General features: G+C 61.6%; 22 protein-coding genes and 1 riboswitch. Of the genes, 8 read left to right on the top strand and 14 right to left on the bottom strand.

Annotated elements, in window-relative coordinates; translation table 11 throughout:
- Nucleotides 1-263 precede the first annotated feature (263 nt).
- The 5 genes from RHM60_RS21070 to RHM60_RS21050 form a co-directional block, all read right to left on the bottom strand.
- A complete protein-coding gene (locus tag RHM60_RS21070; protein ID WP_322212674.1) occupies nt 264-2,993 on the bottom strand; it encodes a LuxR C-terminal-related transcriptional regulator in 2,730 nt (909 codons plus the stop codon).
- A gap of 222 nt (nt 2,994-3,215) precedes the next feature.
- A complete protein-coding gene (locus RHM60_RS21065; protein ID WP_209988739.1) occupies nt 3,216-4,580 on the bottom strand; it encodes a DUF1329 domain-containing protein in 1,365 nt (454 codons plus the stop codon).
- A 44-nt stretch (nt 4,581-4,624) separates the two neighbouring features.
- Entirely contained in the window at nt 4,625-6,484 is a 1,860-nt protein-coding gene (locus RHM60_RS21060; RefSeq protein ID WP_209988735.1) for a DUF1302 domain-containing protein, read from the bottom strand.
- Between the two features lie 331 nt (nt 6,485-6,815).
- Nucleotides 6,816-8,498, bottom strand: a complete 1,683-nt coding sequence (locus RHM60_RS21055; RefSeq protein WP_322212673.1) for a fatty acid--CoA ligase — start codon at nt 8,496-8,498, stop codon at nt 6,816-6,818.
- Between the two features lie 145 nt (nt 8,499-8,643).
- Nucleotides 8,644-9,276: a LysE family translocator gene (locus RHM60_RS21050; protein WP_231422539.1), complete on the bottom strand. Its 633-nt coding sequence runs from the start codon at nt 9,274-9,276 to the stop codon at nt 8,644-8,646.
- Nucleotides 9,277-9,364: 88 nt separating this feature from the next.
- On the opposite strand from RHM60_RS21050, the gene RHM60_RS21045 reads away from it, so the two are divergent.
- From RHM60_RS21045 to RHM60_RS21035, 3 genes are all read left to right on the top strand, one after another.
- On the top strand, nt 9,365-10,327 hold the full coding sequence (locus RHM60_RS21045; protein ID WP_322212672.1) for a 2-hydroxyacid dehydrogenase: 963 nt from the start codon (nt 9,365-9,367) through the stop codon (nt 10,325-10,327).
- A 31-nt stretch (nt 10,328-10,358) separates the two neighbouring features.
- Entirely contained in the window at nt 10,359-11,357 is a 999-nt protein-coding gene (locus tag RHM60_RS21040; protein WP_209988725.1) for a class I SAM-dependent methyltransferase, read from the top strand.
- Between the two features lie 51 nt (nt 11,358-11,408).
- Nucleotides 11,409-11,527: riboswitch (yybP-ykoY riboswitch) on the top strand.
- An 88-nt stretch (nt 11,528-11,615) separates the two neighbouring features.
- Nucleotides 11,616-12,200, top strand: coding sequence for a TMEM165/GDT1 family protein (locus tag RHM60_RS21035; protein ID WP_004372026.1), 585 nt, complete (start codon nt 11,616-11,618; stop codon nt 12,198-12,200).
- 121 nt (nt 12,201-12,321) lie between these two features.
- Here the strand turns inward: RHM60_RS21035 and RHM60_RS21030 are convergent, their stop codons facing one another.
- The 4 genes from RHM60_RS21030 to RHM60_RS21015 all read right to left on the bottom strand — a co-directional run bounded on the left by RHM60_RS21030 (nt 12,322) and on the right by RHM60_RS21015 (nt 14,379).
- A complete protein-coding gene (locus RHM60_RS21030; protein WP_209988721.1) occupies nt 12,322-13,140 on the bottom strand; it encodes a M48 family metallopeptidase in 819 nt (272 codons plus the stop codon).
- Between the two features lie 126 nt (nt 13,141-13,266).
- Nucleotides 13,267-13,887, bottom strand: a complete 621-nt coding sequence (locus RHM60_RS21025; protein WP_209988718.1) for an SOS response-associated peptidase — start codon at nt 13,885-13,887, stop codon at nt 13,267-13,269.
- A 37-nt stretch (nt 13,888-13,924) separates the two neighbouring features.
- Nucleotides 13,925-14,185, bottom strand: a complete 261-nt coding sequence (locus RHM60_RS21020; RefSeq protein WP_209988716.1) for a putative signal transducing protein — start codon at nt 14,183-14,185, stop codon at nt 13,925-13,927.
- Nucleotides 14,186-14,196: 11 nt separating this feature from the next.
- On the bottom strand, nt 14,197-14,379 hold the full coding sequence (locus tag RHM60_RS21015) for a CPXCG motif-containing cysteine-rich protein (RefSeq protein ID WP_209988713.1): 183 nt from the start codon (nt 14,377-14,379) through the stop codon (nt 14,197-14,199).
- A gap of 133 nt (nt 14,380-14,512) precedes the next feature.
- Between RHM60_RS21015 and RHM60_RS21010 the strand changes: the two genes are divergently transcribed.
- The gene (locus RHM60_RS21010) at nt 14,513-15,676 is read left to right on the top strand and encodes a 1-acyl-sn-glycerol-3-phosphate acyltransferase (RefSeq protein WP_209988710.1); all 1,164 of its coding nucleotides are present in this window, start codon (nt 14,513-14,515) and stop codon (nt 15,674-15,676) included.
- 31 nt (nt 15,677-15,707) lie between these two features.
- Here RHM60_RS21010 and RHM60_RS21005 read toward each other — a convergent pair whose 3' ends face one another.
- A complete protein-coding gene (locus RHM60_RS21005) occupies nt 15,708-15,965 on the bottom strand; it encodes a hypothetical protein (protein ID WP_322212671.1) in 258 nt (85 codons plus the stop codon).
- A 179-nt stretch (nt 15,966-16,144) separates the two neighbouring features.
- On the opposite strand from RHM60_RS21005, the gene RHM60_RS21000 reads away from it, so the two are divergent.
- Nucleotides 16,145-16,354: a hypothetical protein gene (locus tag RHM60_RS21000; protein ID WP_209988705.1), complete on the top strand. Its 210-nt coding sequence runs from the start codon at nt 16,145-16,147 to the stop codon at nt 16,352-16,354.
- Nucleotides 16,355-16,414: 60 nt separating this feature from the next.
- Here the strand turns inward: RHM60_RS21000 and RHM60_RS20995 are convergent, their stop codons facing one another.
- Nucleotides 16,415-17,002, bottom strand: coding sequence for a YajG family lipoprotein (locus tag RHM60_RS20995; RefSeq protein WP_209988702.1), 588 nt, complete (start codon nt 17,000-17,002; stop codon nt 16,415-16,417).
- 181 nt (nt 17,003-17,183) lie between these two features.
- Here RHM60_RS20995 and RHM60_RS20990 point away from each other — a divergent pair, with 181 nt between their 5' ends.
- Both RHM60_RS20990 and mqo read left to right on the top strand, forming a co-directional pair.
- Nucleotides 17,184-17,417, top strand: coding sequence for a hypothetical protein (locus RHM60_RS20990; protein WP_322212669.1), 234 nt, complete (start codon nt 17,184-17,186; stop codon nt 17,415-17,417).
- A 727-nt stretch (nt 17,418-18,144) separates the two neighbouring features.
- On the top strand, nt 18,145-19,653 hold the full coding sequence (mqo, locus tag RHM60_RS20985; RefSeq protein ID WP_322212668.1) for a malate dehydrogenase (quinone): 1,509 nt from the start codon (nt 18,145-18,147) through the stop codon (nt 19,651-19,653).
- A gap of 56 nt (nt 19,654-19,709) precedes the next feature.
- On the opposite strand, the gene RHM60_RS20980 is transcribed toward mqo, so the two are convergent.
- The 3 genes from RHM60_RS20980 to RHM60_RS20970 all read right to left on the bottom strand — a co-directional run bounded on the left by RHM60_RS20980 (nt 19,710) and on the right by RHM60_RS20970 (nt 21,091).
- Nucleotides 19,710-19,997 carry a PA4642 family protein gene (locus RHM60_RS20980; RefSeq protein WP_209988692.1) on the bottom strand — a complete coding sequence of 96 codons (288 nt, stop codon included), beginning with the start codon at nt 19,995-19,997 and terminating at the stop codon, nt 19,710-19,712.
- Between the two features lie 65 nt (nt 19,998-20,062).
- Nucleotides 20,063-20,530 (bottom strand): WbuC family cupin fold metalloprotein, encoded by a 468-nt coding sequence (locus tag RHM60_RS20975; protein WP_231422535.1) that lies wholly within the window; start codon nt 20,528-20,530, stop codon nt 20,063-20,065.
- Nucleotides 20,531-20,533: 3 nt separating this feature from the next.
- Nucleotides 20,534-21,091 (bottom strand): hypoxanthine-guanine phosphoribosyltransferase, encoded by a 558-nt coding sequence (locus RHM60_RS20970; RefSeq protein ID WP_004372053.1) that lies wholly within the window; start codon nt 21,089-21,091, stop codon nt 20,534-20,536.
- Nucleotides 21,092-21,256: 165 nt separating this feature from the next.
- Here RHM60_RS20970 and upp point away from each other — a divergent pair, with 165 nt between their 5' ends.
- The gene (gene upp, locus RHM60_RS20965; protein ID WP_004372055.1) at nt 21,257-21,895 is read left to right on the top strand and encodes a uracil phosphoribosyltransferase; all 639 of its coding nucleotides are present in this window, start codon (nt 21,257-21,259) and stop codon (nt 21,893-21,895) included.
- Nucleotides 21,896-21,897: the final 2 nt, after the last annotated feature.

The following is a 21,897-nucleotide window of genomic DNA, read 5'->3' as shown; positions in this document are numbered from 1 at the left end:
ACTTTTGCATTCTGTGATGCAGAGGACATTGGCAACTGGCCTGTGCCGAGTTTGGATCGCGACAAATGGTAAAGATTCCGTTGCGGCTCACCGAGGTGCATCGAGGGCAGCCCGTTCTTGTCGCTTTACAGACCGTAGCAGACCCAGGCTGAACGCGGCCTGCGGTTTTGCTGCAACGCTGCGCGCAAGGCGATACCGTTTTCGGACGAATGTCGCCAGAATAACTGCGCGATGAAACCGGTTGTCCCCCTCCCCCTTTTCCGCTAACCAATCAATCTTAACGCCTGCGCCCGCGCCACGGCCTGCGTCCTGCGCTCCACCCCCAGCTTGCTGTTGATATGGCTCGCATGGGTCTTGACCGTGTGCAGGGAAATAAACAGCCGGTTGCTGATCTCCTGGTTCGAGCAGCCCTGGGCGATCAATTGCAGCACCGCCAACTCTCGGCTGCTCAGGGTTTCATGAGCAGGCGTGGCGTCTGGCGCCAGCGTTGCCGGCAGCAGCGCCAGCAAGCTCTGATTGAGTACGCCGTGGGCGTCTTTGCCCAGTTGCTCGCGCATCCACTCCGGGTACGCGTCCAGCAGTCGCTGGAATGGCAGCAGCGCGCCGCCCGCCCCCGCTTCGAGCGCACGCGACAGTACCGGCCGCGCCTTGGCTTCCTGGCCGCAGTCGAGCAGCAATTGCGCCTGCTGGGTCAGCGCCAGCAGGGCGATCATCTGCCGCCCGCTGTCGTGGGCGTGTTGCGCCAGATCGTCGAGACGTTGCAGTGCGGCATCGGGCTGATGGCGGATCGCATCGAGGGTGGCCTGCTGCAGCTCGATATGCTGCGCCAGGTGCGGATGAAATTCCGGCGCAGCGGCCGCCTGCTCGCCGCTGTAGGTTTGCGCGAGCCGCGCCAGCCAGGCTTCGGCCAGGTCAGTGCGGCCCTGGGCCAGCCACAGTTCGCATTTGATCAGGGTGATCATTGCCAGGTAGTAGATCGGCGGCACGTCCCAGATATGCATCAGGCGCTCGGCCTCGGCCAGCTCGGCAAAGGCCTTGGCGAAATCCGCGCGGCGCCCTTCGAAACTGGCGATCACACAATGACCGATCAGTACGCTGATATCGCGGCACGCCCGCGCCTCGGTCAGGCCGGCGCGCAGGCGCGCGATACCGGCGTCGGGCTGATTACGCATCAGCAGTAGATACCCTTCGTACAACGACAGCCGCGCGCGCACCGCATACAACCGTTGCGGCGCAAGGCCGTTCAAGCGCTGCAGCCCCTGGTGCACTTCATCAAGGGCCCGCAGGACCTCGCCGCGCGCCTGCAATACCCGCGCGCGGTCGTAATGGGCCAACGCCTCGAACAACGGGTTGCCGACGCGTTGCGCCAGCTCCAGGGACTCACGGTTCAGACCACGGGCACGCCACAGATCGGCGTCGACGATGGCCAGGTTGGACAGCGTCGACAGGCACATCAGACGCTGGCCATAACGCCGCTGCGGAAGGCTTTCCAGCGCTTCACTGCAATAACGCTGGGTCAACTCGCGGTCGCCCCGACCCCGAGCGATGATCCCGCTCAGCGCCAGCCACTGCGCCAGCATCGACCTTTGCGCCGTGGCCGACGGCGCTGGCAGAAAGCGGCTGAGGTAGCTGGACAATTCTTCCGCCGCATCCAGCTGGCAGGCCAGGCCCAATGCCCAGCTGTACAGCACGATCAGGCGCGGCGTGCTGATCAGCAGGCTGTCGGGCAGGTCCATTTTCCAGCGCAGCAACATGCCGATATTCTGCTCGGCCAATAGCTGTTCTTCGGACAGGTTCTGCACCAGATTGGCCGCTACATCCAGATGGCCCGCGCGCAGCGCCTGCTCCACGGCCTCGTCGATCAAGCCCTGGGCATTGAACCAGCGACAGGCACGCAGGTGCAGGCTCGCCGCCGGCAGCACGGCGGCACTGGCACGCCGGGTGCGCAACAGGTCGGAGAACAAATGGTGATAGCGGTACCAGTGGCCCTGATCGTCAAGCGGGACGAGAAACACCTGGTGCGATTGCAGGTAGCGCAGGATTTCCACGCTGTCGTGGGCTTCGCGCACGGCGTCGCACAGTTCGCTGCAGAAGCGTTCCTGGGGGGCGGTATCGAACAAAAAGGCCTGCACTTCAGGCGGCAGGCAGTCGATCACCTCTTCGAGCAGGTAGTCGCGGATCAGTCCCTCGCCGCCGTGCAGACTCTGCGGCAACGCCTCTTCGCTACCAGCTTCGGACGCCGCCAGCAGCCAGAAACGCAGGCCGGCCACCCAGCCTTCGCTGCGGCGAATCAGGTTCTCCAGCGCCTCGCCGCGCAGTGAGCTGCTGTGGTGGTCCAGTACTGCCAGGGATTCGGCATGGGTCAGGCGCAGATCCTGCTCGTTGAGCTCCAGCAAGTGCCGGGACAAACGCAATCGCGCCAGGTGCCAGTCGGGACGCTGGCGACTGGTGACCAACACCACCAGGCCCTCGGGCAAGTGGTTGAGGAAAAATTGCAGACAGCGGTCCAGCACCGGGCCCTGGGCCAGATGGTAGTCATCCAGCACCAGCAACAGCGGCGCACCGGTGGACAGGTGCAGCGCAAGCTCATCGAGCAGGCCGTCGAGCCATTCTTCGAAGGCGAAGGGCTGATGACGCTGGCGCATTTTCAGCAGGCCAAGGGACTGGGCGCCAATGTGCGGGAAATAGTGCTGCAAACCTTCGAGTAGCCGTTCGAGGAATCGGCCCGGGTCACTGTCCCTCGCGCTCAATCCCAGCCACAGGCTCTGCCAATGGGGCGGCAACGCCTGGCAGAACTCCACCGCCAACGAACTCTTGCCAAACCCCGCAGGCGCGCTGACCAGCAGCAACCGCCCTTCGAGCCCCGCGCTCAGCCGTTCGCACAAGCGGGGTCGCGGCACGTAGCCGTCAGGCAGCGGAGGCCTGTAAAAGCGACCTTCCAGAGGCGGCATGACCGCATTGGCAGGCCCCTGGATTCGGGACAGATCAGTCATCGCCGGGCTCTTGTAGAAGGCTGTTGTCGGCATTGCAGATGTCCGCAGACTAGCGGTAAAAGCGCCTGCCTTGTATATCTTTGCAACATTTGCCTTAAAAAGAACTGCGACAAGAAATGTGAAAGGGGCTTGCTCCCAATGGCGGCGGATCAGTCAACCGATGTACCGACTGATCCAACGCCATCGGGAGCAAGCCCCTCCCACAGTGGTTACCGTTACCGCTTAGCGAACACCATCCTGACGCAGAGCCGCCGGAGTGAAGTCGCTGGTGGTGGCGGTGAAGCCGAAGTCATAGGCCTGTTTCTCTTCGTTCTTCATGCCCAGCGCGAGGTAGCGGCCGGACTGCAGGTCGTAGAGGGTTTCCAGGGCGTACCACGGCACTTGCTTGTCGTAGTAGTTCTCGGCATGGGCCTCGGCGACGCGCCACAGTTGGCCACGCCCGTCGTAATGGTCGATCACCGCAGCCTGCCAGGTGTCTTCGTCGATGAAGAAGTCACGCTTGGCATAGATGTGGCGCTGGCCTTCCTTCAGGGTGGCGACCACGTGCCAGACACGGCGCAGTTCATAACGCGTCAGGTCCTGGTTGATGTGGCCGGCCTTGATGATGTCGGCGTACTTGAGCTTGGGGTCGTCGATCTTGTAGCTGTTGGAGGCGATGTAGATTTCTTTCTTGCCTTCCAGCTTCCAGTCGTAGCGATCCGGTGCGCCGTTGTACATGTCGAGGTTGTCGGAGGTACGCAGGCCGTCGGCGGCAGTGCCCGGCCCGTCATAGGACACTTGCGGCGCCCGGCGCACGCGGCGCTGACCGGCGTTATAGACCCACGCCGAACGCGGCTCCTTCACCTGGTCCAGGGTTTCGTGCACCAACAGCACGCCACCGGCCAGACGCGCCGGCGCGGTCACTTGCTGCTTGAAGTAGAACAACACGTTGCCCGGGTTTTTCGGGTCGAAGTCCTTCATCTTGTCGCGGAACACGAACTGGTCGCGGAAGTACACCAGGCTGTAGGAACCGTTGGTTTGCGGCGTAGCCTGGGTGACCAGACGCGTCACGCTGCCACCGCGATAGCGGGTGATGTGGTTCCAGATCACCTCAACGCCGGTCTTCGGAATCGGGAACGGCACGGCCGTTGAGAAGTTTTCCAGGCCGTTGCCGCCGGACACCAGGTTGGTGGTGGTAGCGTTCTTCTTGATCGCGGCGAACACATCAGCCGGCACGGTGGCGCCACGATGGGTCGGGTAAACCGGCATTTTGAAGGTTTCCGGGTAGCGCTTGAACATCGCGTATTGCCCCGGCGCCAGCTTGTCCTTGTACTGCTCGACGTTCTGCGCGGTGATGGTGAATTGTGGTTGCTCACTGGCGTAGGGGTTGGCCAGGAAACCACGGGCATCGACCGCACCGGCGTTGGTTGGCATGGGCGACCATTTCGGAATGGTGCCGGCTGCGTTACCGGCCATTTCGGCGCCCATCGGCGTCAGGCTTGTGCCCAGCTTGGCGGCTTCATCCGCCGAGACGGCCGCCATGACGTGGCTCGCCATGATCGACAGCCCCAGCACCCCGATGTGCAACAGACTTTTGCTTATTTTCATGTTGTTGTTCTTCCTGAAAATGCATGCCGCTTGGAAAAGTGTGCTTAGAAGTTGGCGCCGAAGCTCAAGGCCACGAAGTCGCGGTCATCCACGGTGCTGAACTTGCCACCAAAGAAGTTGGTGTAGGCCAGGCTCGCGGTGTAGGTGTTCTGGTACTCGGCATCCAGGCCCAGGCTGACCGCCTTGCGACCTTCTTCAAAGTTGCCGCCAGGGCCCGGGGAGTAACCCTTGACGTCATGGGACCAGGCCACGTTCGGCTTGAGGTTGACCCCGGCGAACACATCCGGGTATTCCCAGATGGCGCGTGCGCGGTAGCCCCACGAGGTGGCGGTGGTGTAGCCGTCGTTGCTGCAGTTGGTGTTCAGGCCGGCCGCATTGGGCAGACCGGCGCCGTTGGCGGTGGAAGCGTTGAGCGCATTGCAGAAGCCGCCCGGCAAGGTGCCCGGGCCGAAGACCGGATCACGGCCATAACGGGCCTGGGACTTGCTCTCCAGCCCGCCCACATGGGTTACACCGATTTCACCGACGGTGGTCAGGCGGCTGGCGCCCATCACTTGGTCGAAGAAGTGCGTGAAGGTGGTCTGGAACTGCGTCACTTCCTTGCGGTTGTAACCGTGCAGGTCCTGGCCCGGGCTGCCCTTGAGCACGGACGCATTGCCAAAGCCCGGAATCGGCGTGACGCCGGCGAACAGAATGTCGGTGGTGCTCAGTTGCACCGGTGCATTCGGACGGTAGCTCAGCTCACCGCTCCAGGCGGTGCCGGTAGGCAGCGTGGTGGAGAAGCTCAGGCCGTAGAGACGGATATCTTCCGGGTATTCGACGAAGTAGTTGGAACTGCCCGCCACGATCAGCGGACGCAGTGCCGCCAGCGGACCCAGTGGTCGAGTGAACGCCGACGCCGGCGCGCCCTGGGCGCTGAAGATCGGCGCACGGCTGTGGTAGTTCATGAAGTACGCGCCGAACTCGGTGTCCAGCGGTTCGAAGTTGTAGTGCATGGCCATGCCGAACTGGCCGCTGTCGCGCGCATCACGGTCCGGCCCACGGCGCACCAGCACGCCCTCGCCGTTGACGTCCACGCCCAGCGCATTCAGGGTCGGCAATGCTGCGCCCGGAATGGTCGAGCGCTTGTTCAGCACGCGCAGGTTATTGCTGCAGCCGTCGGAAATCACGTCAGGCTGGGAGAAGAAGGTGCCGCAGTTATCGGTAACGGTCTGGTCCCACTCCAGTTGGTAAAACGCCTCGGCCGACAGGTTGTCGGTGAGTGTCTGGGACACATAGAACATGTTGACCGGGATCAGGCCTTCCTTGATCTCGGCGCCCGGACGACGGAACGCAGACACGTCGATCGGGTTGATGGAGTTGATGCCGCCGCCGATGAAGGTACTTTCACCCCAGCTCACCACCTGCTTGCCGAACCGCACGTTACCCGGCTGATCGGCAATGCTGTAGTTGTGGTAGATGAACGCATCGAGAATCTGCCCGCCCGAGGACTTGGCGCCCTCTTTGCGGTTGTTGTCACTGATGTCCTTGAATGGCCGGCTTTCGTCTTTGAGCTCGAAGTCATACCAGTATTTGCCACGCACAAACACGCCGGTATCGCCGTATTTCAGTTCCAGGTCGTGAATGCCCTTGAAGATCTTCGAGAAGGTCTCGCCGCGCTTGAAGTTCAGATGGCCGTCATCGGACGTCTGGGACAAACCCCGGCCGCCGTTGTTGGCGCCGATCAGGTCACGATTGGCCTTGGCAGTGGACCAACTGGCGCCCACGGACAGCGACGAGTCAAAGCTCCCTTCGATTTCACCGATATTGAAACTGACGCCGAATGCAGGCCCGGCGAGCGTAGAGGCGAGACTGACGGCCAGGGGCAGTTTTGCCCGGCGCCAGAACTGGTTTACTGAGGTCATCGACGCTACTCCATGTGCATTATTGTTATGGCAGTGAGTTTTTTCGTTGATGCGTGTAACGGCCGGAATACAACGATTCCAATGCCGCCCGGCAACCAGGCCCCCATGGCCTGAAGTGCAACATCCTTGAAAAACTCTGTGAGTGACTATAGCCAGCAGGGCATACCGCTTGATCCCTCTAAAGTGTGATTTGCATCACCACCCCGTCTGCCACAGTCCTTTCGCCACGTCGGCGAAGGCCGACGCGGGAAGGATGGCTGAAAATCGGCAAATCACAAGTAAAGCCGCAAGATAGAGCAGTGCCCTGCCCGAACGGGCACGGCGAACGCACTCAGAGGGTGGACAGGAACGTGCTGTTGTTGGCCTGCCATTCGATGATGTCGACGCGGATACGTTTTTTGTCGAGTTTGCCGACGCTGGTCTTGGGAATTTCCGTAACAACGGCGATCTGGCTCGGAATCGCCCACTTGCTCAGGTGGCCCAATTCCACGAACGGTTTGAGATGTTCCTTGAGTTCGCGCGCGCCAATCTCATGGCCATCGCGCACCACCAGCAACGCAAACGGGCGCTCGCCCCACTGTGGATCGGCGATGCCCACCACGGCGACTTCGCGCACCGCCGGGTGACGGCTGACCAGGTCTTCGAGGGCCAGGGACGAGACCCACTCGCCGCCGGTCTTGATCACATCCTTGATGCGGTCGCGAATATCGATCACGCCAAACGCGTCCAGGGTGGCCACGTCGCCGGTGTGCATCCAGCCGCCGGCCCACAGCTCGGCGCCCTTTTGCGGCTCGTTGAAATAGCCTTCACTGAGCCACGGCGCACGCAGCACCAGTTCGCCCTGGGACTCGCCATCGGCGGGCAGAAAGTTGCCATCGGCGTCGACAATCGCCGCGTCCACCAGCGGCCCCGGCACACCGGCCTTGATGCGATAGGTGGTGCGTTCATCTTCGCTGCCGGCCATCAACTCATCGTTGAGGTGGGCGCAGGACACCAGCGGCCCGGTCTCGGACATGCCATAGGCGGCAGTCAGCTGAATGCCCCGCGCCTTGGCCGCTTCATACAGGGTGCGGTTGAGGGCGCTACCGCCGATGACGATTTTCCAGCCGCCAAAGTCCACGTCCTGGGCAGCCTTGGCGTTGAGCAGCATTTGCAGAATGGTCGGCACGCAATGGGAGAAGGTAACGCGCTCCTTGTGCCATAGCTCCACCAGGTATTCCGGGTCGTAGCGGCCGGGGTACACCTGCTTCAAACCGAGCATGGTCGCCACGTATGGCAGGCCCCACGCATGCACATGGAACATCGGTGTGATCGGCATGTACACGTCGCTGGTGCCCAGCAGGCGCACGCTGTCGACGCTGCCCATGATGGTCGCCACGCCAATGGTGTGCAGCACCAGTTGGCGATGGGTGAAGTACACACCCTTGGGATTGCCGGTAGTGCCGGTGGTGTAGAAGGTGGTAGCGACCGAGTGTTCGTCGAAATCCTCGAAGGTGTACGTGGGGCTGGCAGCGGCCAGCAGGGTTTCGTACTCGCCTACCAGGTTGGGCAACTCGGCGGTGTGGGCGTCATCGTCGGTGAGCAGCAGGGTCTTGTCCACCGTGGTGAGCTGCCCGGCGATGGCCTGGTAGAGCTCGACGAACTCGCTGTTGACCAGCACGAAGCGGTCCTCGGCATGGTTCATGGTGTAGAGGATCTGTTCCGGCGACAGGCGCACGTTGATGGTATGCACCACCGCGCCGATCATCGGGATGGCGAACATGCATTCCAGGTAGCGGTGGCTGTCCCAGTCCATCACTGCGACGGTGTCACCGGCCCTGACCCCGGCGTCGGTGAGCACATTGGCCAGCCGCGCGACGCGCTCGATCAGCGTCGGGTAGGTGTAGCGCAGTTTGTCGCGGTAGATGATTTCCCGGGTCTTTTCGTAGCGGGTGCCGGACATCAACAGGCGTTTGATCAACAACGGGTATTGGTAAGCGCCTTCGGCGGGTGGGATAACACGGGTCTGCAACATACGAATCCCTTTTTATGACTGCACGGTCTTGGCTTGAAGACTTGCACTGTAGAGACCTTGTGTTTCAACCAAATCAGCCAAAGGAATGATTTGCAGAGCGCTGCAAATGCTAGCTTTGCGCCAGCAGTTGAGGCGCTCAAGCGGGTTATTTCACGCTGGTAAACGCCAATTTCACCCCAATCGCAATCAACACCGCGCCCATCGTCCGATCAAACCAGTGGCCCATCCGCGCAAACCCCGCGCGCACGCGCTGCTGACTGAACAGCATCGCCACCAGGCAGAACCACAACGCGGTCGCCACGGCCAGGTACACGCCGTAACCGGCCTGGATCGCCAACGGTGTGTGCGGGTTGATCACCACGGTGAACAACGAGAGGAAAAACAACGTTGCCTTGGGGTTCAAGCCATTGGTCACGAACCCGGCGGTAAACGCTCCGCGCGGCGTGCGCTCGCCCACTTCTCGGTGCAACTCGCCCTCGGCGACGGGCTTGGCCGGCTGCGCGCGCAGGGCCTTGAAGCCGATGTACAGCAGGTAGGCCGCCGCCGCCCATTTCAGCGCGTTGAACAGCACGATGGATTGGGACACGATCAAGCCAATGCCGAGCAACGAGTAGCCCACGTGCAGGAAAATCGCCGAACCGACGCCCAGCGCAGTCCAGGTTCCGGCGCGACGGCCGTGGGTCACGCTTTCGCGCACCACCACGGCGAAATCCGGGCCGGGGCTGGCCACTGCCAACAGGTGAATCAGAGCCACGGTCAAAAACTCGGCGAGGTACATGTTCGCTCCCTTTACGTAACGGATTATTTCATCTGATAGTCTCGGCAGAGTACGCCTTCGAACTTCGTCGCAAAAGGTACAGTTGAGCATGAACAATCGCCGCGCCGTCTTCCTCGATCACCCTTCCCTCGACCTGGGCGACCTCGACCTCAGCGGTTTGCAGGCCTGCTTCAGCGACCTGCAGCTGTTCGAGCAGACCACCGCGCAGAATCTGATCGAGCGCCTGCAGGGAGCTCAGGTCGCCATCAGCAACAAGATCGCGCTCGACGCCGACACGCTGGCCGCCTGCCCCGAGCTCAAGCTGATCCTCGTAGCGGCCACCGGCACCAACAACGTTGACCTTGCGGCCGCCCGCGCCCACGGCATCACCGTGAGCAACTGCCAGGGCTACGGCACGCCGTCGGTGGCGCAGCACACGCTGATGCTGCTGCTCAACCTGGCCACGCGCCTGCAGGACTATCAGCGCGACGTGGCCGCCGGCAAATGGCAGGCGGCCGCGCAGTTTTGCCTGCTGGACCATCCGATTGTCGAGCTGCAAGGCAAAACCCTCGGCTTGCTCGGCCATGGCGAACTGGGCGGTGCCGTTGCGCAACTGGCCGAAGCCTTTGGCATGCGCGTGCTGCTGGGCGCCATTCCTGGACGCCCTGCCCGCGCCGATCGGGTGCCACTGGATGAGTTGCTGGCGCAGGTCGACGCGCTGACCCTGCACTGCCCGCTCAACGAGCACACCCGCAACATGATCGGCGCTCGCGAGCTGGCGCTGCTCAAGCCCGGCGCGTTGGTGGTCAACACAGCGCGCGGCGGTTTGATCAATGAACAGGCGCTGGCCGACGCGTTGCGCAGCGGCCATCTGGGGGGTGCCGCCACGGATGTGCTGAGCGTGGAGCCGCCGGTCAATGGCAACCCGCTGCTGGCCGGCGATATTCCTCGGTTGATCGTCACGCCGCATAACGCCTGGGGCAGCCGCGAGGCGCGCCAGCGCATCGTCGGCCAACTGGCGGAAAACGCCCGAGGCTTTTTCGACGGCGCCCCGCTGCGGGTCGTCAGTTGATAGACTGCGCCCCTTTTTCAAGGAGCAGATCATGGATCCGCGCAGTGAAGTGCTGCTTCGCCAGCCCGAACTTTTTCAAGGCAACCTGCTGCTGGTCGGTTTGCCGGCCGACGACTTGCTCGGTCGTCTGCCCAATGCCCACGGCTGGTGCTGGCACGCCGGTGACCAGGCGGCGCTCGACGCACGCTTCCCGGAGCGCAGCGCGTTTGGCGTGAATGTACCCGAGCGCGCGTTCGACGCGGCGGTGATCTTCCTGCCCAAGTCCAAGGACCTCACCGATTACCTGCTCAATGCGGTGGCCGCACGCCTGCCCGGCGCCGAGCTGTTTCTGGTGGGAGAGAAAAAAGGCGGTATCGAAAGTGCCGCCAAGCAGTTGGCCCCATTCGGCAAACCGCGCAAGCTGGACAACGCGCGGCATTGCCAACTGTGGCAGATCACCGTGGTCAATGCGCCGCAGAGCGTAGAACTGGAAAGCCTGGCACAGGTGTTCGAGGTGCCGCTGGCCGAGGGCCCGCTGAAAGTGGTCAGCCTGCCAGGCGTGTTCAGCCACGGGCGCCTTGATCGCGGCACCGAGTTGCTGCTGGCGCATCTGGACAAGCTGCCGAGCGGCCATCTGCTGGACTTCGGTTGCGGCGCTGGTGTGCTGGGGGCGGCGGTCAAGCGTCGCTACCCGCACAACAGCGTGACGATGCTGGATGTAGACGCCTTCGCCACCGCCAGCAGCCGCCTCACCCTGGCGGCCAACGGCCTGGAAGCCGAGGTGCTGACCGGCAACGGAATCGACGCCGCGCCGATGGGTTTGAATGCGATCCTGAGCAACCCGCCGTTTCACGTCGGCGTGCACACCGATTATTTCGCCACCGAGAACTTGCTGCGAAAAGCGGCGAAACACCTGGCAAAAGGTGGCGAACTTCGCCTGGTCGCCAATAGCTTCCTGAAGTATCAGCCGCTGATCGAAGAGCACCTGGGCATCTGTGCGGTGAAGGCCGAGGGCAACGGTTTTCGCATTTACCGCGCCAAGCGCCCCTAACGGGCGTTTGAAAAAGAAGGCTTGCCGAATGTGTCCTGGCTAGGCAGAATCCGCTCCGTCCTAGGGGAGTAGTCTCCCACGAGTTCAATCTCGTCCGGCATACGTCAACATACTTGGTCAACAGACCATGGCGTATGCGACCCAGGAGTCCGCACAGACGGACCGGGGTTTGACAAGACCTATGACACGCACACCTTACCCGGGGCGGGAAGGCTGTTCGTGTCATAGCCGTGTCGACCCGCCCCTGGAACCTACCTGATGCTGGATTCTCTGCTCGTCCCCACCGCAATCGTTGCCTTGGCCGAAATTGGCGACAAGACGCAACTGCTCGCGCTCATCCTTGCCGCACGCTTTCGCAAACCCTGGCCGATCATCGCCGGCATCGTCGCCGCGACCCTGGCCAACCATGCGGCCGCCGGTGCCGTGGGCGCCTGGTTTGGCAGCTTTTTCTCGGACGCGGTGCTGCACTGGATTCTCGCCGCAAGCTTCTGTGCCACGGCCTTGTGGACGCTGGTACCGGACAAACTCGACGATGACGAGGCCAGCACCACGCGCAAGTTCGGACCGTTCCTGACCACGCTGATTGCGTTCTTCCTCGCGGAGATCGGTGACAAGACGCAGATCGCCACGGTGATGCTGGCGGCGCAGTACCCGGAGCTATGGCTAGTGATTATCGGCACGACCCTGGGCATGTTGATTGCCAACGTACCGGTGGTGCTGGCAGGGAATTTTGCCGCGGAGAAACTGCCACTGACCCTGATTCGCCGGTTGGCAGCGACGGCGTTTTTCATCCTGGCGATTGTGGCGGTGTACAAGGCCATGCAAAGCAGCGGGTGGATCTAGCGCCAAATGTGGGAGGGGCTTGCTCCCGATTGCGGTGCGTCAGCCTGGTATTCCTTGGCTGATCCACTGCTACCGGGAGCAACCCCCCTCCCACACTCAGGTCTTCATCAGCGTTGGAACATCAGGATTTTTTGGCCTGTTGGTACAGCGGCATCACTTTCGGAATGGCCGCCTGCAGCGAGGCGATCCGGCTATCGGAGGCCGGGTGAGTGCTCATGAACTCGGGCGGTGAGCCTTCGGAAGCCTTGGCCATCTTGTTCCACAGCGTGATCGCCGCGTTCGGGTTGTAGCCGGCGCGGGCCGACAGCTCCAGGCCGATCAGGTCGGCTTCGTTTTCATTGCTGCGGCTGTTGGGCAAGGTCATGCCGTAGTTGGCCACGGTATCGGCCAGCGCCAGGCTGTCCTGACCCAGGCCGAATATCGCACCGGCGCCTTGCTTGGCCATCTGGATGCCATAGGCCTTGGACATGGCTTCACGGCCATGCTCGCGCAAGGCGTGGGCAATTTCATGGCCCATCACTGCGGCCAGCTCGTCATCGGTGAGCTTGAGATTGTCGATCAATGCGCTGTACACGAAGATTTTGCCGCCAGGCCCGCAGTTGGCGTTCATCTCGTCGCTCTTGATCAGGTTCACTTCCCACTTCCACTGCGCCGCATCCGGCCGGAAGGTGGGCGCCTGGGCGATCAGCCGATTGGCAATCGCCTGCACGCGTTTGGCGTTGGCACTGGTTTTGTCTACCAGGCCTTTGCCACTGGCTTCGCCCAACGTCTGCTGGTAGGACTGGGCATACATCTGGTCGACTTCCTGACTCGACAGCATGCTGAACATGTATTGCTTGCGCTCAACCCCAACGGCGCCGCCGCTGGTGGTGTTGACCGACTGACACCCGGCCAGCAGCATGGCCGCCGCCAATACACTTACTGCCAATGACTTTTTCATGCGAGACGCTCCCTGAAAACATGGCGCGTATCGTAGGCCCTCGTGTGTATCCGCGCCAGATACACACGACGTTTAACTGCTGTATTTCCGATACATCCCACAAGAGTGTACCGACGGCAGCAACTGTCAGGCCGGGGTCAGGCACTCCGGGCCGTTGAGCTTGGGATCGTTGACCATATTGGCCAGGACCCTTTCGCGCAACGCGGTGGGCTCACTGGCCAGCAGCGCCTGCAATACGTGCAACGGGGTCTCGGGATCGAGCCACGCCGCCTGGCCCGCAGCATCCAGGATCAGCGGCCGGCGCTGGCTTTGCGCGGCCTGGGTGACCACCGCAGTGCTCAGCCACACCTGTTCCTGCACCGGGTAGGCTTCCCAGATCGCCGCGAAAAACAGCGTCGAGCCCTCCCCCGGCGTCAACCAGTACGGGCGTTTGCGCTGGGTACCGCGCCATTCGTAAAAACCGTTGGCCGGCAGCAGGCAGCGACGCTGGCGAAACGCCTCGCGGAACATCGGTTGCTCCGCCAGGGTTTCGGCGCGGGCATGGGCCGGCGTGCGGGAAAGATCAGTCAGCCACGGCGGGGTCAGGCCCCAGCGGGCACGCGCCAGGGTGCGCTGGCCTTCGCTCTGGCGCTGGATCAGCACTGAGTCATTCGGGGAAATGTTCCACTGGGCCTGCTGGTCCGCCGGAAAGCCCGGCAGGGCGGCAAAGCCGGGATTCCAGCGAAACAGGGCATAACGTCCACACATGGGGCAACACGACTCTTGGGGTAAACCGACCGACAGCCTAACAGACCAGCACGTCGGGAAAGCTGTCGGGTTCATCACCGGGCAGGGGCTGCGCGCCGATATAGGCGGTGATCAGCTCACGGGCATAGGCAGCGTGATCATTATCAACCTCCAGACCCAGCAGGCCGAAAATCGGCAACTCGCCAGTGCCACCGAGCAGATGGCGCCCCACCAGATGTGCCTCGATACCCTCGCTGGCGAGCATCTGTTGCAGCAACTCGCCTTCCATGAGGTTTTCCGGTTCGTAGATTCGCTGCATGGGCGTGCCTGCTATTCGTTCTCGGCGTGGACTTCAAGCATCCATTCATGGCCATCCGTTTGCAGGATGAAATTGATCGGTCGGCAACAGACCGGGCAATCCTCGATATAGCACTGATCGCCACCGGAAAGATCCAGCACCGCCTCCGCCGGCTCACCACAATAAGGACAATCATACGGTTCAGTTTCCAGCATCGCAGTCTCCCAGGTGACTTGTGCGTATAATCGCCGGTCTATTGACAGGGCTATTGATCGGCCGGGCCAATTACCCGCGCCGCACCCTGGTATTTCCTCTACTTATCCTAGCCGTTTCCAACAAGAGAGCATGATGGGCGAATTCGATACCATCCGACCTTACAACGACAGCGAAGTCCCGGCAGTGCTGGCACGTCTGTTCAGCGACAAGGCCTTTCTGGACATCCTGACCCACTTCCGCTTCCCCCGCTTCGCCGGCACCCTGGGCTGGCTGCTCAAGCCGATGATTGCCCGCAAGCTGCGCCGTGAATTCGCCGGCGTCACCACCGTGGCCACGCTGCAGGACAAGGTCGAGTACTACGTCGACCACACCATCGACCGCGCGACCGACGGCGTGACCTACACCGGCGTCGAACAGCTCAAGTCCGGCACCGCGTACCTGTTCCTGGCCAACCACCGCGATATCGTGATGGACCCGGCGTTCGTCAACTATGCCGTGTACCACGCCGGTCTGCCGACGCCACGCATCGCCATCGGTGACAACCTGCTGCAAAAGCCGTTTGTCAGCGACCTGATGCGCCTGAACAAGAGCTTCATCGTGCACCGCTCGATCACCGGGCGAAAGGAAAAGATGGCGGCGTATCATTTGCTGTCGGCCTACATCAATCATTCGATCCGCAATGACTGCCAGTCCATCTGGATCGCCCAGGCCGAAGGCCGCGCCAAGGACGGGGATGATCGCACCGAATCGGCGATCCTCAAGATGTTCCACGTGAGCCGCAAGGATGAGCCGTTTGCCGAGGTCATCCAGTCGTTGAACCTGACGCCGGTATCCATCAGCTACGAGTACGACCCCTGCGATACCGCGAAGGCGCGCGAGCTGTATATCCGCGCCACCACCGGCACCTACAGCAAGGCGCCGGGCGAGGACGATGTGAGCATCGCGCTGGGTATCACCGGCTACAAGGGCCGCGTGCACATCAACTTCGCACCGCCGATCACCGAGCGCTTCGAGGACACCAAGCTGCTGGCCGTGGAAATGGACCGGCAGATTCTCGGCGGTTATCGGTTGTTCCCGGTGCATTACCTGGCGTATGCGCAGTGGGCCGATGCAGACCCGCAGTTGCAGGTGCCAACCGCGGCTGAAGTCTTCCCGGCCGATGAGCTGGCCAAGGCGAAAACGGAATGGGAAAGGCGTTTGAATGAGTGCCCAGCGGAACACCGGCCCTACCTGGTGACGCAGTACGCAACGCCGGTGCGCAACCAGTACCGCGTCAAAGCCGGAATCCCTCTGTAAGCACCTTCACACAGGGGGTATTGCAGTGATCTTAAAAATGGGTGCTGAGCCAGGACAGGACCAGCGCCAGCCCGAGACCTGCAAACCCTATACGGTAAGCCAGGCGATGCGCCCGCTCGATGCGCACATCCAGAAACAGCATGGGTTGGTCGATCGCGCGCTCTTCGCTCTGGGCGGTGAGGTCGGCCATTGCGCGCTGCTCGCAAAAACGCGCAATGAACAGCAGCGCCGCCGCGAGGCCGGCCAGCAATAGAGCCATGACATTGATCAACAGTGCGGGCAGCGCCATCGCAAACCTCGGTAAACCCATACGCTGATATCCATTCGGACACACCTGAACGGTAGTGGCGCCCTGCGCCTGTAACGATCCCGTCCACTTGCGATTAATGTATCGAGTAATTTACAGCGTCACCTGAACGTCACCTTAACAAGCCATTCTGTTGCCCTTCGAACGCCCGGGAGCTTGTCATGTTGCATGCGCAGAACCAGGACCGGTTGTATCTGGTCGCCCAAAGTGATGAACAGGAGGCGCTGATCGGCAGCTTGGCGTTCAACGTTCAGGACCGCCACTGGCTGGTGTATTGCGCCCTGGGCGGGCATCAACATGCGGATTGGCCGGAGATGGATCTGCTCACGGGCGTGAGCATGCTGGACTTCCACGTCGACAGCGCCGCGTGAAGAAACGCCCGGCGAAAAAAAACCGGGCTCAGCGATGAGCCCGGTTTTTTTGTGAACGGCTTACTGCTGCGAGCTGAGCAACTGGCCGATGCTGGGGTCCTTGAACAGGCGGGTCAGCGCGTCGCTGAGCACGTCACTGACCAGCTTGGTGTTGGTTTCCTGGTTCGGCGACATGCCGAAGCGCTGGTTGAGCGACGCCGCGTAACGGCCGCTGTAGCGACGGGTACCGGCGCTGACATCGGACTTGAACGTGGCACCGATGGAGGCTTCAGTCACGTACAGGCCTTCCTTGGGCGACTGGTATTTCAGTTCGGCCAGGGTAACGGTCAGTTGGGGGGCACCCGGCGAAGTGGTCGGCGTGAACCCCAGCAGGCGCACGGCGGCTTCAGCCTGGGCCTGCAGCTTGGGCAGCACGTCCTGGCCGGTCACCGAAATCAATGCGGTCTCCGGGTACAGGCCGCCGCGCGAGCCCAGGGTTGGCGATGGACGACCGTCCACCACACGCACCGACACCGGCTGACCATGCCCCACCGGCGCCAGCTGCGTGGTGATCTTGGGTTGCGGGCTGAGTTGTTGCGGGCTGTTGGCGCAGCCAACCAGGGTCAAACTGGTCACAGTGATCAAACCGAACAACAGGCGTTGCAACATACTCATTTCTCCAGGACTAGATGCAAACAGGCCGCCAGTATAACGGTGCACGCGCGCCACTCACCAGCGATCCTGAACGGCAGCTGAAGCCACGGCGAAATTACAATTTCGCATAAATTCGTCATTCCAGTGTCATGGCAGACTGGCAACCTTCAAGCATGTAACACAACCGGTACACGCCATGCGCCTGCTCAAATCGTTGTTCATGTCACACTCCCGCCATCGCCAGTTCGCGCTGCTCGACGCCAGGGGCCATTGCCTGGCCTTCAAGCAATGCAGCCTGCCACCTGTCGGCGAGGGCTGGGTGGAAGTCACCGAGACACGCCTGTGCTGGATGCACCGTCCACTGCCCGCCAGCGCTCGGGTTCGGCCGGGGGTCGCGCACGCACATTCGCGCCAGGCGTTGGCCTCCTGACCACAAGCCTAATAAAAGTCATAAAACACGCCCATTTCTGCGGCGTTCTTCGCTACAATCTCCCCCCGATTATAAGGACGTCTCCTGATCGGGCCTCGCAGCACCGTTAATGCCTCGGCATTAACCCAAGAATCGCCCACAGAGAGCCGCCCACACAGATCGAGTGAAGCTGGCGCGCTTGCTGTTTTCCTTGCAGACCACCCGCCTTTACCGCATCTGCCAGAGCTGCCATTGCGCTCGGCCACTTGAGTTGTTTGCCCGTTTTGCCGCGTGTCGGCAAAGGTGTTTCGGGCCAGGTGCCAGGCTGAGGCAGCCCTTTTTTGAGGTTCACGTCTTCAAAAGAGCGTGAAAAAACGGGTTTTCACAACTTCACAAGAGTGTGGCGAGCAAATGAATAGTTTGGCGTTTGTACAAGCACCATCAGCGTCTGGAACAGCCCACCCCCCCAGGACCGAGTACGCCTCAATAACCGGAGCTTGAGCCTGTCCGCGACGGATTGATTGCACGAATCGCACGCTTTGACCATAAGTCGAATTGCCACAGGCGCCCATGAATGCGTTCATAGGCAGATCAGCCCGGCAGCAAGCGTGCGCTGGAAGTTGCAAGGAATTGCGAAACGGACATGGCGATCCTGGCCATGGGTAACCTGGGGCAACACGTGAACCGCCCCGTCACTCCTGGCAGCCATGCCGTCAATTTGGTGCTGCAGATTTTGGAGACGCGTTAAATGGCGCATAACGAAGCAGTCGACGTAGTACTGGTAGGGGCCGGCATCATGAGTGCCACCCTGGCCGTGCTGCTCAAAGAGCTCGACCCCGGCCTCAAGCTGGAAGTCGTTGAGCTGATGGACTCGGGTGCCGCGGAGAGTTCCAACCCGTGGAACAACGCCGGTACCGGCCACGCCGGCCTGTGTGAGCTGAACTACACGCCGCAGGCTGCCGATGGTTCCATCGACATCAAGAAAGCCGTGCATATCAACACCCAGTTCGAGGTGTCGAAGCAGTTCTGGGCGTACCTGACCAAAAAGGGCACCTTTGGCTCGGCCAGATCCTTTATCAGCCCGGTGCCGCACCTGAGCTTCGTGCAGGGTGAAAGCGGCGTGTCGTTTCTCAGGAAGCGTTTTGAAACCCTCGTGCAGCACCATGCGTTTTCGGACATGCATTACACCGAAGACCGTGGCGAAATGGCCGAGTGGATGCCGCTGATGATGCCCGGCCGCCCGCTGGATGAAAAAATCGCGGCCACCCGTGTGATGAACGGCACCGACGTCAACTTCGGTGCCCTGACCAACCAGTTGCTCGGTCACCTCACCAGCACACCTGAGGCCCAGGTCAAGTACTGCAAGCGGGTCACCGGCCTCAAGCGCAACGGTGCCGGCTGGACGGTGAGCATCAAGGACGTGAACAGCGGCGAAAGCCGCGAAGTCGACGCCAGGTTCGTGTTCCTCGGCGCCGGTGGTGCGGCCCTGCCGCTGCTGCAAGCGTCGGGCATCGACGAAAGCAAAGGCTTCGGCGGTTTCCCGGTCAGCGGCCAGTGGCTGCGTTGCGACAACCCGGACGTGGTCAAGCATCACCAGGCCAAGGTGTACAGCCAGGCGGCGGTGGGCTCGCCACCGATGTCCGTGCCACACCTGGACACCCGGGTAGTGGATGGCAAGAAATCCCTGCTGTTCGGGCCATACGCCGGCTTTACCACCAAGTTTCTCAAGTACGGTTCATTCCTCGACCTGCCGATGTCGATTCGCGCCGGCAACATCGGCCCGATGCTGGCCGTGGCGCGCGACAACATGGACCTGACCAGGTACCTGGTCAGCGAAGTGCGCCAGTCCATGGAACAGCGCCTGGAATCCCTGCGCCGCTTCTATCCGCAAGCCAAAGCTGAAGACTGGCGCCTGGAAGTGGCCGGCCAACGGGTGCAGATCATCAAGAAAGACCCGAAGAAAGGCGGCGTGCTGCAATTTGGCACCGAGCTGGTCGCAGCCAAAGACGGCTCGCTGGCGGCACTGCTGGGTGCGTCTCCGGGAGCTTCAGTGACGGTTTCGATCATGCTGGAACTGATTGAGCGTTGCTTCCCGGAAAAAGCTGCCGGCGAATGGGCGGCCAAGCTGCACGAGATCTTCCCCGCACGTGAGAAAGTGCTGGAAACCGATGCCGAGCTGTATCGCAGGATCAACACGCAGAACAACATCAGCCTGGAGCTGGTTGAACAAGGCGACGAGGCTGAAAGCTACGCTTGAGGTCTGAACGCAATAAAAAACGCCCCTCGCAGGGGCGTTTTTTTTGGCCGGGGTCATCAGCCGCGGGCTTTTTCGATCAGCTCGATGTACTCGGGCGCGTGGCGCTGGTCCTTGATCACGTCGACGAAGGTCTGACCATGCTCGTCCTTGCCATCCAGATCCAGGCCGGCGGCCTTGAAAAAGCCAAGGAAGCGCTCGAAATCATCGATACGCAGGCCACGGTAGGCCTTGATCAGCTTGTGCAGAGACGGTGAAGTCGCGTCAACCGGCTCGAAATCCAGGAACAACTTGATCTGGTCGTCGCCGATCTCGTCACCAATCACCTGTTTCTTATCTTTACGCATTACCGGCTCCAGCCTGCAGACATTTTCACGGGGTCTGAAGTCTACCTTTGGAAGCGATGAAGCGCCTAGTCGAACTGGGCCAGCATCCACGCTTGATAAGCCGCCACTTCGGCATCGCCTTCACGCGGCGCCCAACTGGCCAGCTCACCTTCGCCCACCGGACGATACGGTCCGGCCTTGCATTCGAACATCACCGTGTCGGGCTCCAGCACCACCAGCCCGTGGAAAACCCCCGGCGGCAAGTCAACACCTGCGCACTCGCCACCGGCCTGCATCACCCGCCTGGCGATCACCTCACCGGTGTCGTTGAAGATCAGCAAACCCAGGCGCCCCTTGAGCACCAGCAGGGTTTCCGCCTTATCGGCGCTCAAATGCCGATGGGGCGGCACGTAGGTGCTGGGCTGCAGGCCGACGGCCATGCGATGGCACGGCTCTTCCATCTGGTGAAAGTTGTGATGGTGCCGGCCACGTGGGCTGGCGCCCGCCTTCTCGGCCAATTCGGCATACAGCGTCTGATCAAGAAAGCGGGTCATGACTTACATCCCTTTGACGGCGTAGATGCCATTGGCGTTGCGCCAGTAACCTTTGTAGTCCATGCCGTAACCGAAGATGTAGCGGTCGATGCAGGGCAGGCCGACGTAATCGGCTTTCAGGTCCGGGCGTGCCTTGCGGTCGTGGTCTTTGTCGATCAGCACGGCGGTGTGCACTTTACGCGCACCGGCGTGTTTGCAGAAGTCGATGATTGCACCCAGGGTATGACCCTCATCGAGGATGTCGTCGATGATCAGCACGTCGCGGTCGATGAACGACACTTCTGGCTTGGCCTTCCAGAACAGGTCGCCGCCGCTGGTTTCATTGCGATAGCGGGTGGCGTGCAGGTAGGACGCCTCCAGCGGGAACTGCAGATGGGTCAGCAGCTTGCCGGCGAAGATCAGGCCGCCGTTCATCACGCAGAACACTACCGGGTTGCTATCGGCCAGTTCGCGGCTGATATGCGCGCCAACCTTGGCGATCGCCTCTTCGACTTGCGCTTCGCTGTAAAGGCAGTCAGCCTCGCGCATGATTTGACGGATATGCTCGAGATCAGCGGACATGGCGCTCTCCAAGGGGGTGCTGTGGCAAGAAAAGCGGGCAAAGGTACGCATGTGAGCGGCAACGTTCAAGCCTTTATGGACTAACGTACTTGATTGTCTATAGGACATCATCCTCGGATAGATTAATCTAGGCCGGTTTTTTTGCCCGCCGCCGGAGCCTTTCCCATGCCCACTCGCGAGATCCGCCACCCGCTGATCCAGCACAAGCTCGGCCTTATGCGCCGCGCCGACATAAGCACGAAGAACTTCCGTGAGCTTGCTCAGGAAGTCGGAGCGTTGCTGACTTACGAAGCCACCAAGGATTTGCCCCTGGAAACCTACGAGATCCCCGGTTGGGCCGGTCCCGTCCAGGTGGAGAAAATTGCCGGCAAGAAAATCACCGTAGTGCCGATCCTGCGCGCCGGTATCGGCATGCTCGAAGGCGTGCTCAGCCTGATCCCGGGCGCCAAGGTCAGCGCCGTGGGCGTGGCCCGCAATGAAGAAACCCTGCAGGCCCACACCTACCTGGAAAAACTCGTCCCGGAAATCGACGAGCGCCTGGCGATGATCATCGATCCGATGCTCGCCACCGGCAGCTCCATGGTTGCCACCATCGACCTGTTGAAAAAGGCCGGCTGCAAGGACATTCGCGCCATGGTGCTGGTTGCCGCGCCCGAAGGCATCGCCGCCGTCGAGAAAGCCCACCCGGACGTGCAGATCTACACCGCGTCCATCGACGAGCGCCTGAATGAACACGGCTACATCATCCCGGGCCTGGGCGATGCCGGTGACAAGATCTTCGGCACCAAGCAGAAGGACGCGTGAAC

The organism is Pseudomonas sp. MH9.3 (assembly GCF_034354675.1).
Taxonomy (GTDB): Bacteria; Pseudomonadota; Gammaproteobacteria; order Pseudomonadales; family Pseudomonadaceae; genus Aquipseudomonas.
Note: the sequence above shows the minus strand (reverse complement) of the source record. Positions and strands in the feature narration are given on the sequence as shown.

What these genes read in the sequence shown, in the direction of transcription:
- RHM60_RS20970 (WP_004372053.1), bottom strand. Translation starts at nt 21,091, where the DNA reads ATGTCCGCTGATCTCGAGCATATCCGTCAAATCATGCGCGAGGCTGAC.
- RHM60_RS21025 (WP_209988718.1), bottom strand. Translation starts at nt 13,887, where the DNA reads ATGTGTGGACGTTATGCCCTGTTTCGCTGGAATCCCGGCTTTGCCGCC.
- RHM60_RS21035 (WP_004372026.1), top strand. Translation starts at nt 11,616, where the DNA reads ATGCTGGATTCTCTGCTCGTCCCCACCGCAATCGTTGCCTTGGCCGAA.
- RHM60_RS21045 (WP_322212672.1), top strand. Translation starts at nt 9,365, where the DNA reads ATGAACAATCGCCGCGCCGTCTTCCTCGATCACCCTTCCCTCGACCTG.
- upp (WP_004372055.1), top strand. Translation starts at nt 21,257, where the DNA reads ATGCCCACTCGCGAGATCCGCCACCCGCTGATCCAGCACAAGCTCGGC.
- RHM60_RS21020 (WP_209988716.1), bottom strand. Translation starts at nt 14,185, where the DNA reads ATGCAGCGAATCTACGAACCGGAAAACCTCATGGAAGGCGAGTTGCTG.
- mqo (WP_322212668.1), top strand. Translation starts at nt 18,145, where the DNA reads ATGGCGCATAACGAAGCAGTCGACGTAGTACTGGTAGGGGCCGGCATC.
- RHM60_RS21000 (WP_209988705.1), top strand. Translation starts at nt 16,145, where the DNA reads ATGTTGCATGCGCAGAACCAGGACCGGTTGTATCTGGTCGCCCAAAGT.
- RHM60_RS20980 (WP_209988692.1), bottom strand. Translation starts at nt 19,997, where the DNA reads ATGCGTAAAGATAAGAAACAGGTGATTGGTGACGAGATCGGCGACGAC.
- RHM60_RS21065 (WP_209988739.1), bottom strand. Translation starts at nt 4,580, where the DNA reads ATGAAAATAAGCAAAAGTCTGTTGCACATCGGGGTGCTGGGGCTGTCG.
- RHM60_RS21055 (WP_322212673.1), bottom strand. Translation starts at nt 8,498, where the DNA reads ATGTTGCAGACCCGTGTTATCCCACCCGCCGAAGGCGCTTACCAATAC.
- RHM60_RS21010 (WP_209988710.1), top strand. Translation starts at nt 14,513, where the DNA reads ATGGGCGAATTCGATACCATCCGACCTTACAACGACAGCGAAGTCCCG.
- RHM60_RS21040 (WP_209988725.1), top strand. Translation starts at nt 10,359, where the DNA reads ATGGATCCGCGCAGTGAAGTGCTGCTTCGCCAGCCCGAACTTTTTCAA.
- RHM60_RS21030 (WP_209988721.1), bottom strand. Translation starts at nt 13,140, where the DNA reads ATGAAAAAGTCATTGGCAGTAAGTGTATTGGCGGCGGCCATGCTGCTG.
- RHM60_RS21005 (WP_322212671.1), bottom strand. Translation starts at nt 15,965, where the DNA reads ATGGCGCTGCCCGCACTGTTGATCAATGTCATGGCTCTATTGCTGGCC.
- RHM60_RS21050 (WP_231422539.1), bottom strand. Translation starts at nt 9,276, where the DNA reads ATGTACCTCGCCGAGTTTTTGACCGTGGCTCTGATTCACCTGTTGGCA.
- RHM60_RS21060 (WP_209988735.1), bottom strand. Translation starts at nt 6,484, where the DNA reads ATGACCTCAGTAAACCAGTTCTGGCGCCGGGCAAAACTGCCCCTGGCC.
- RHM60_RS20995 (WP_209988702.1), bottom strand. Translation starts at nt 17,002, where the DNA reads ATGTTGCAACGCCTGTTGTTCGGTTTGATCACTGTGACCAGTTTGACC.
- RHM60_RS21015 (WP_209988713.1), bottom strand. Translation starts at nt 14,379, where the DNA reads ATGCTGGAAACTGAACCGTATGATTGTCCTTATTGTGGTGAGCCGGCG.
- RHM60_RS21070 (WP_322212674.1), bottom strand. Translation starts at nt 2,993, where the DNA reads ATGACTGATCTGTCCCGAATCCAGGGGCCTGCCAATGCGGTCATGCCG.
- RHM60_RS20975 (WP_231422535.1), bottom strand. Translation starts at nt 20,530, where the DNA reads ATGACCCGCTTTCTTGATCAGACGCTGTATGCCGAATTGGCCGAGAAG.
- RHM60_RS20990 (WP_322212669.1), top strand. Translation starts at nt 17,184, where the DNA reads ATGCGCCTGCTCAAATCGTTGTTCATGTCACACTCCCGCCATCGCCAG.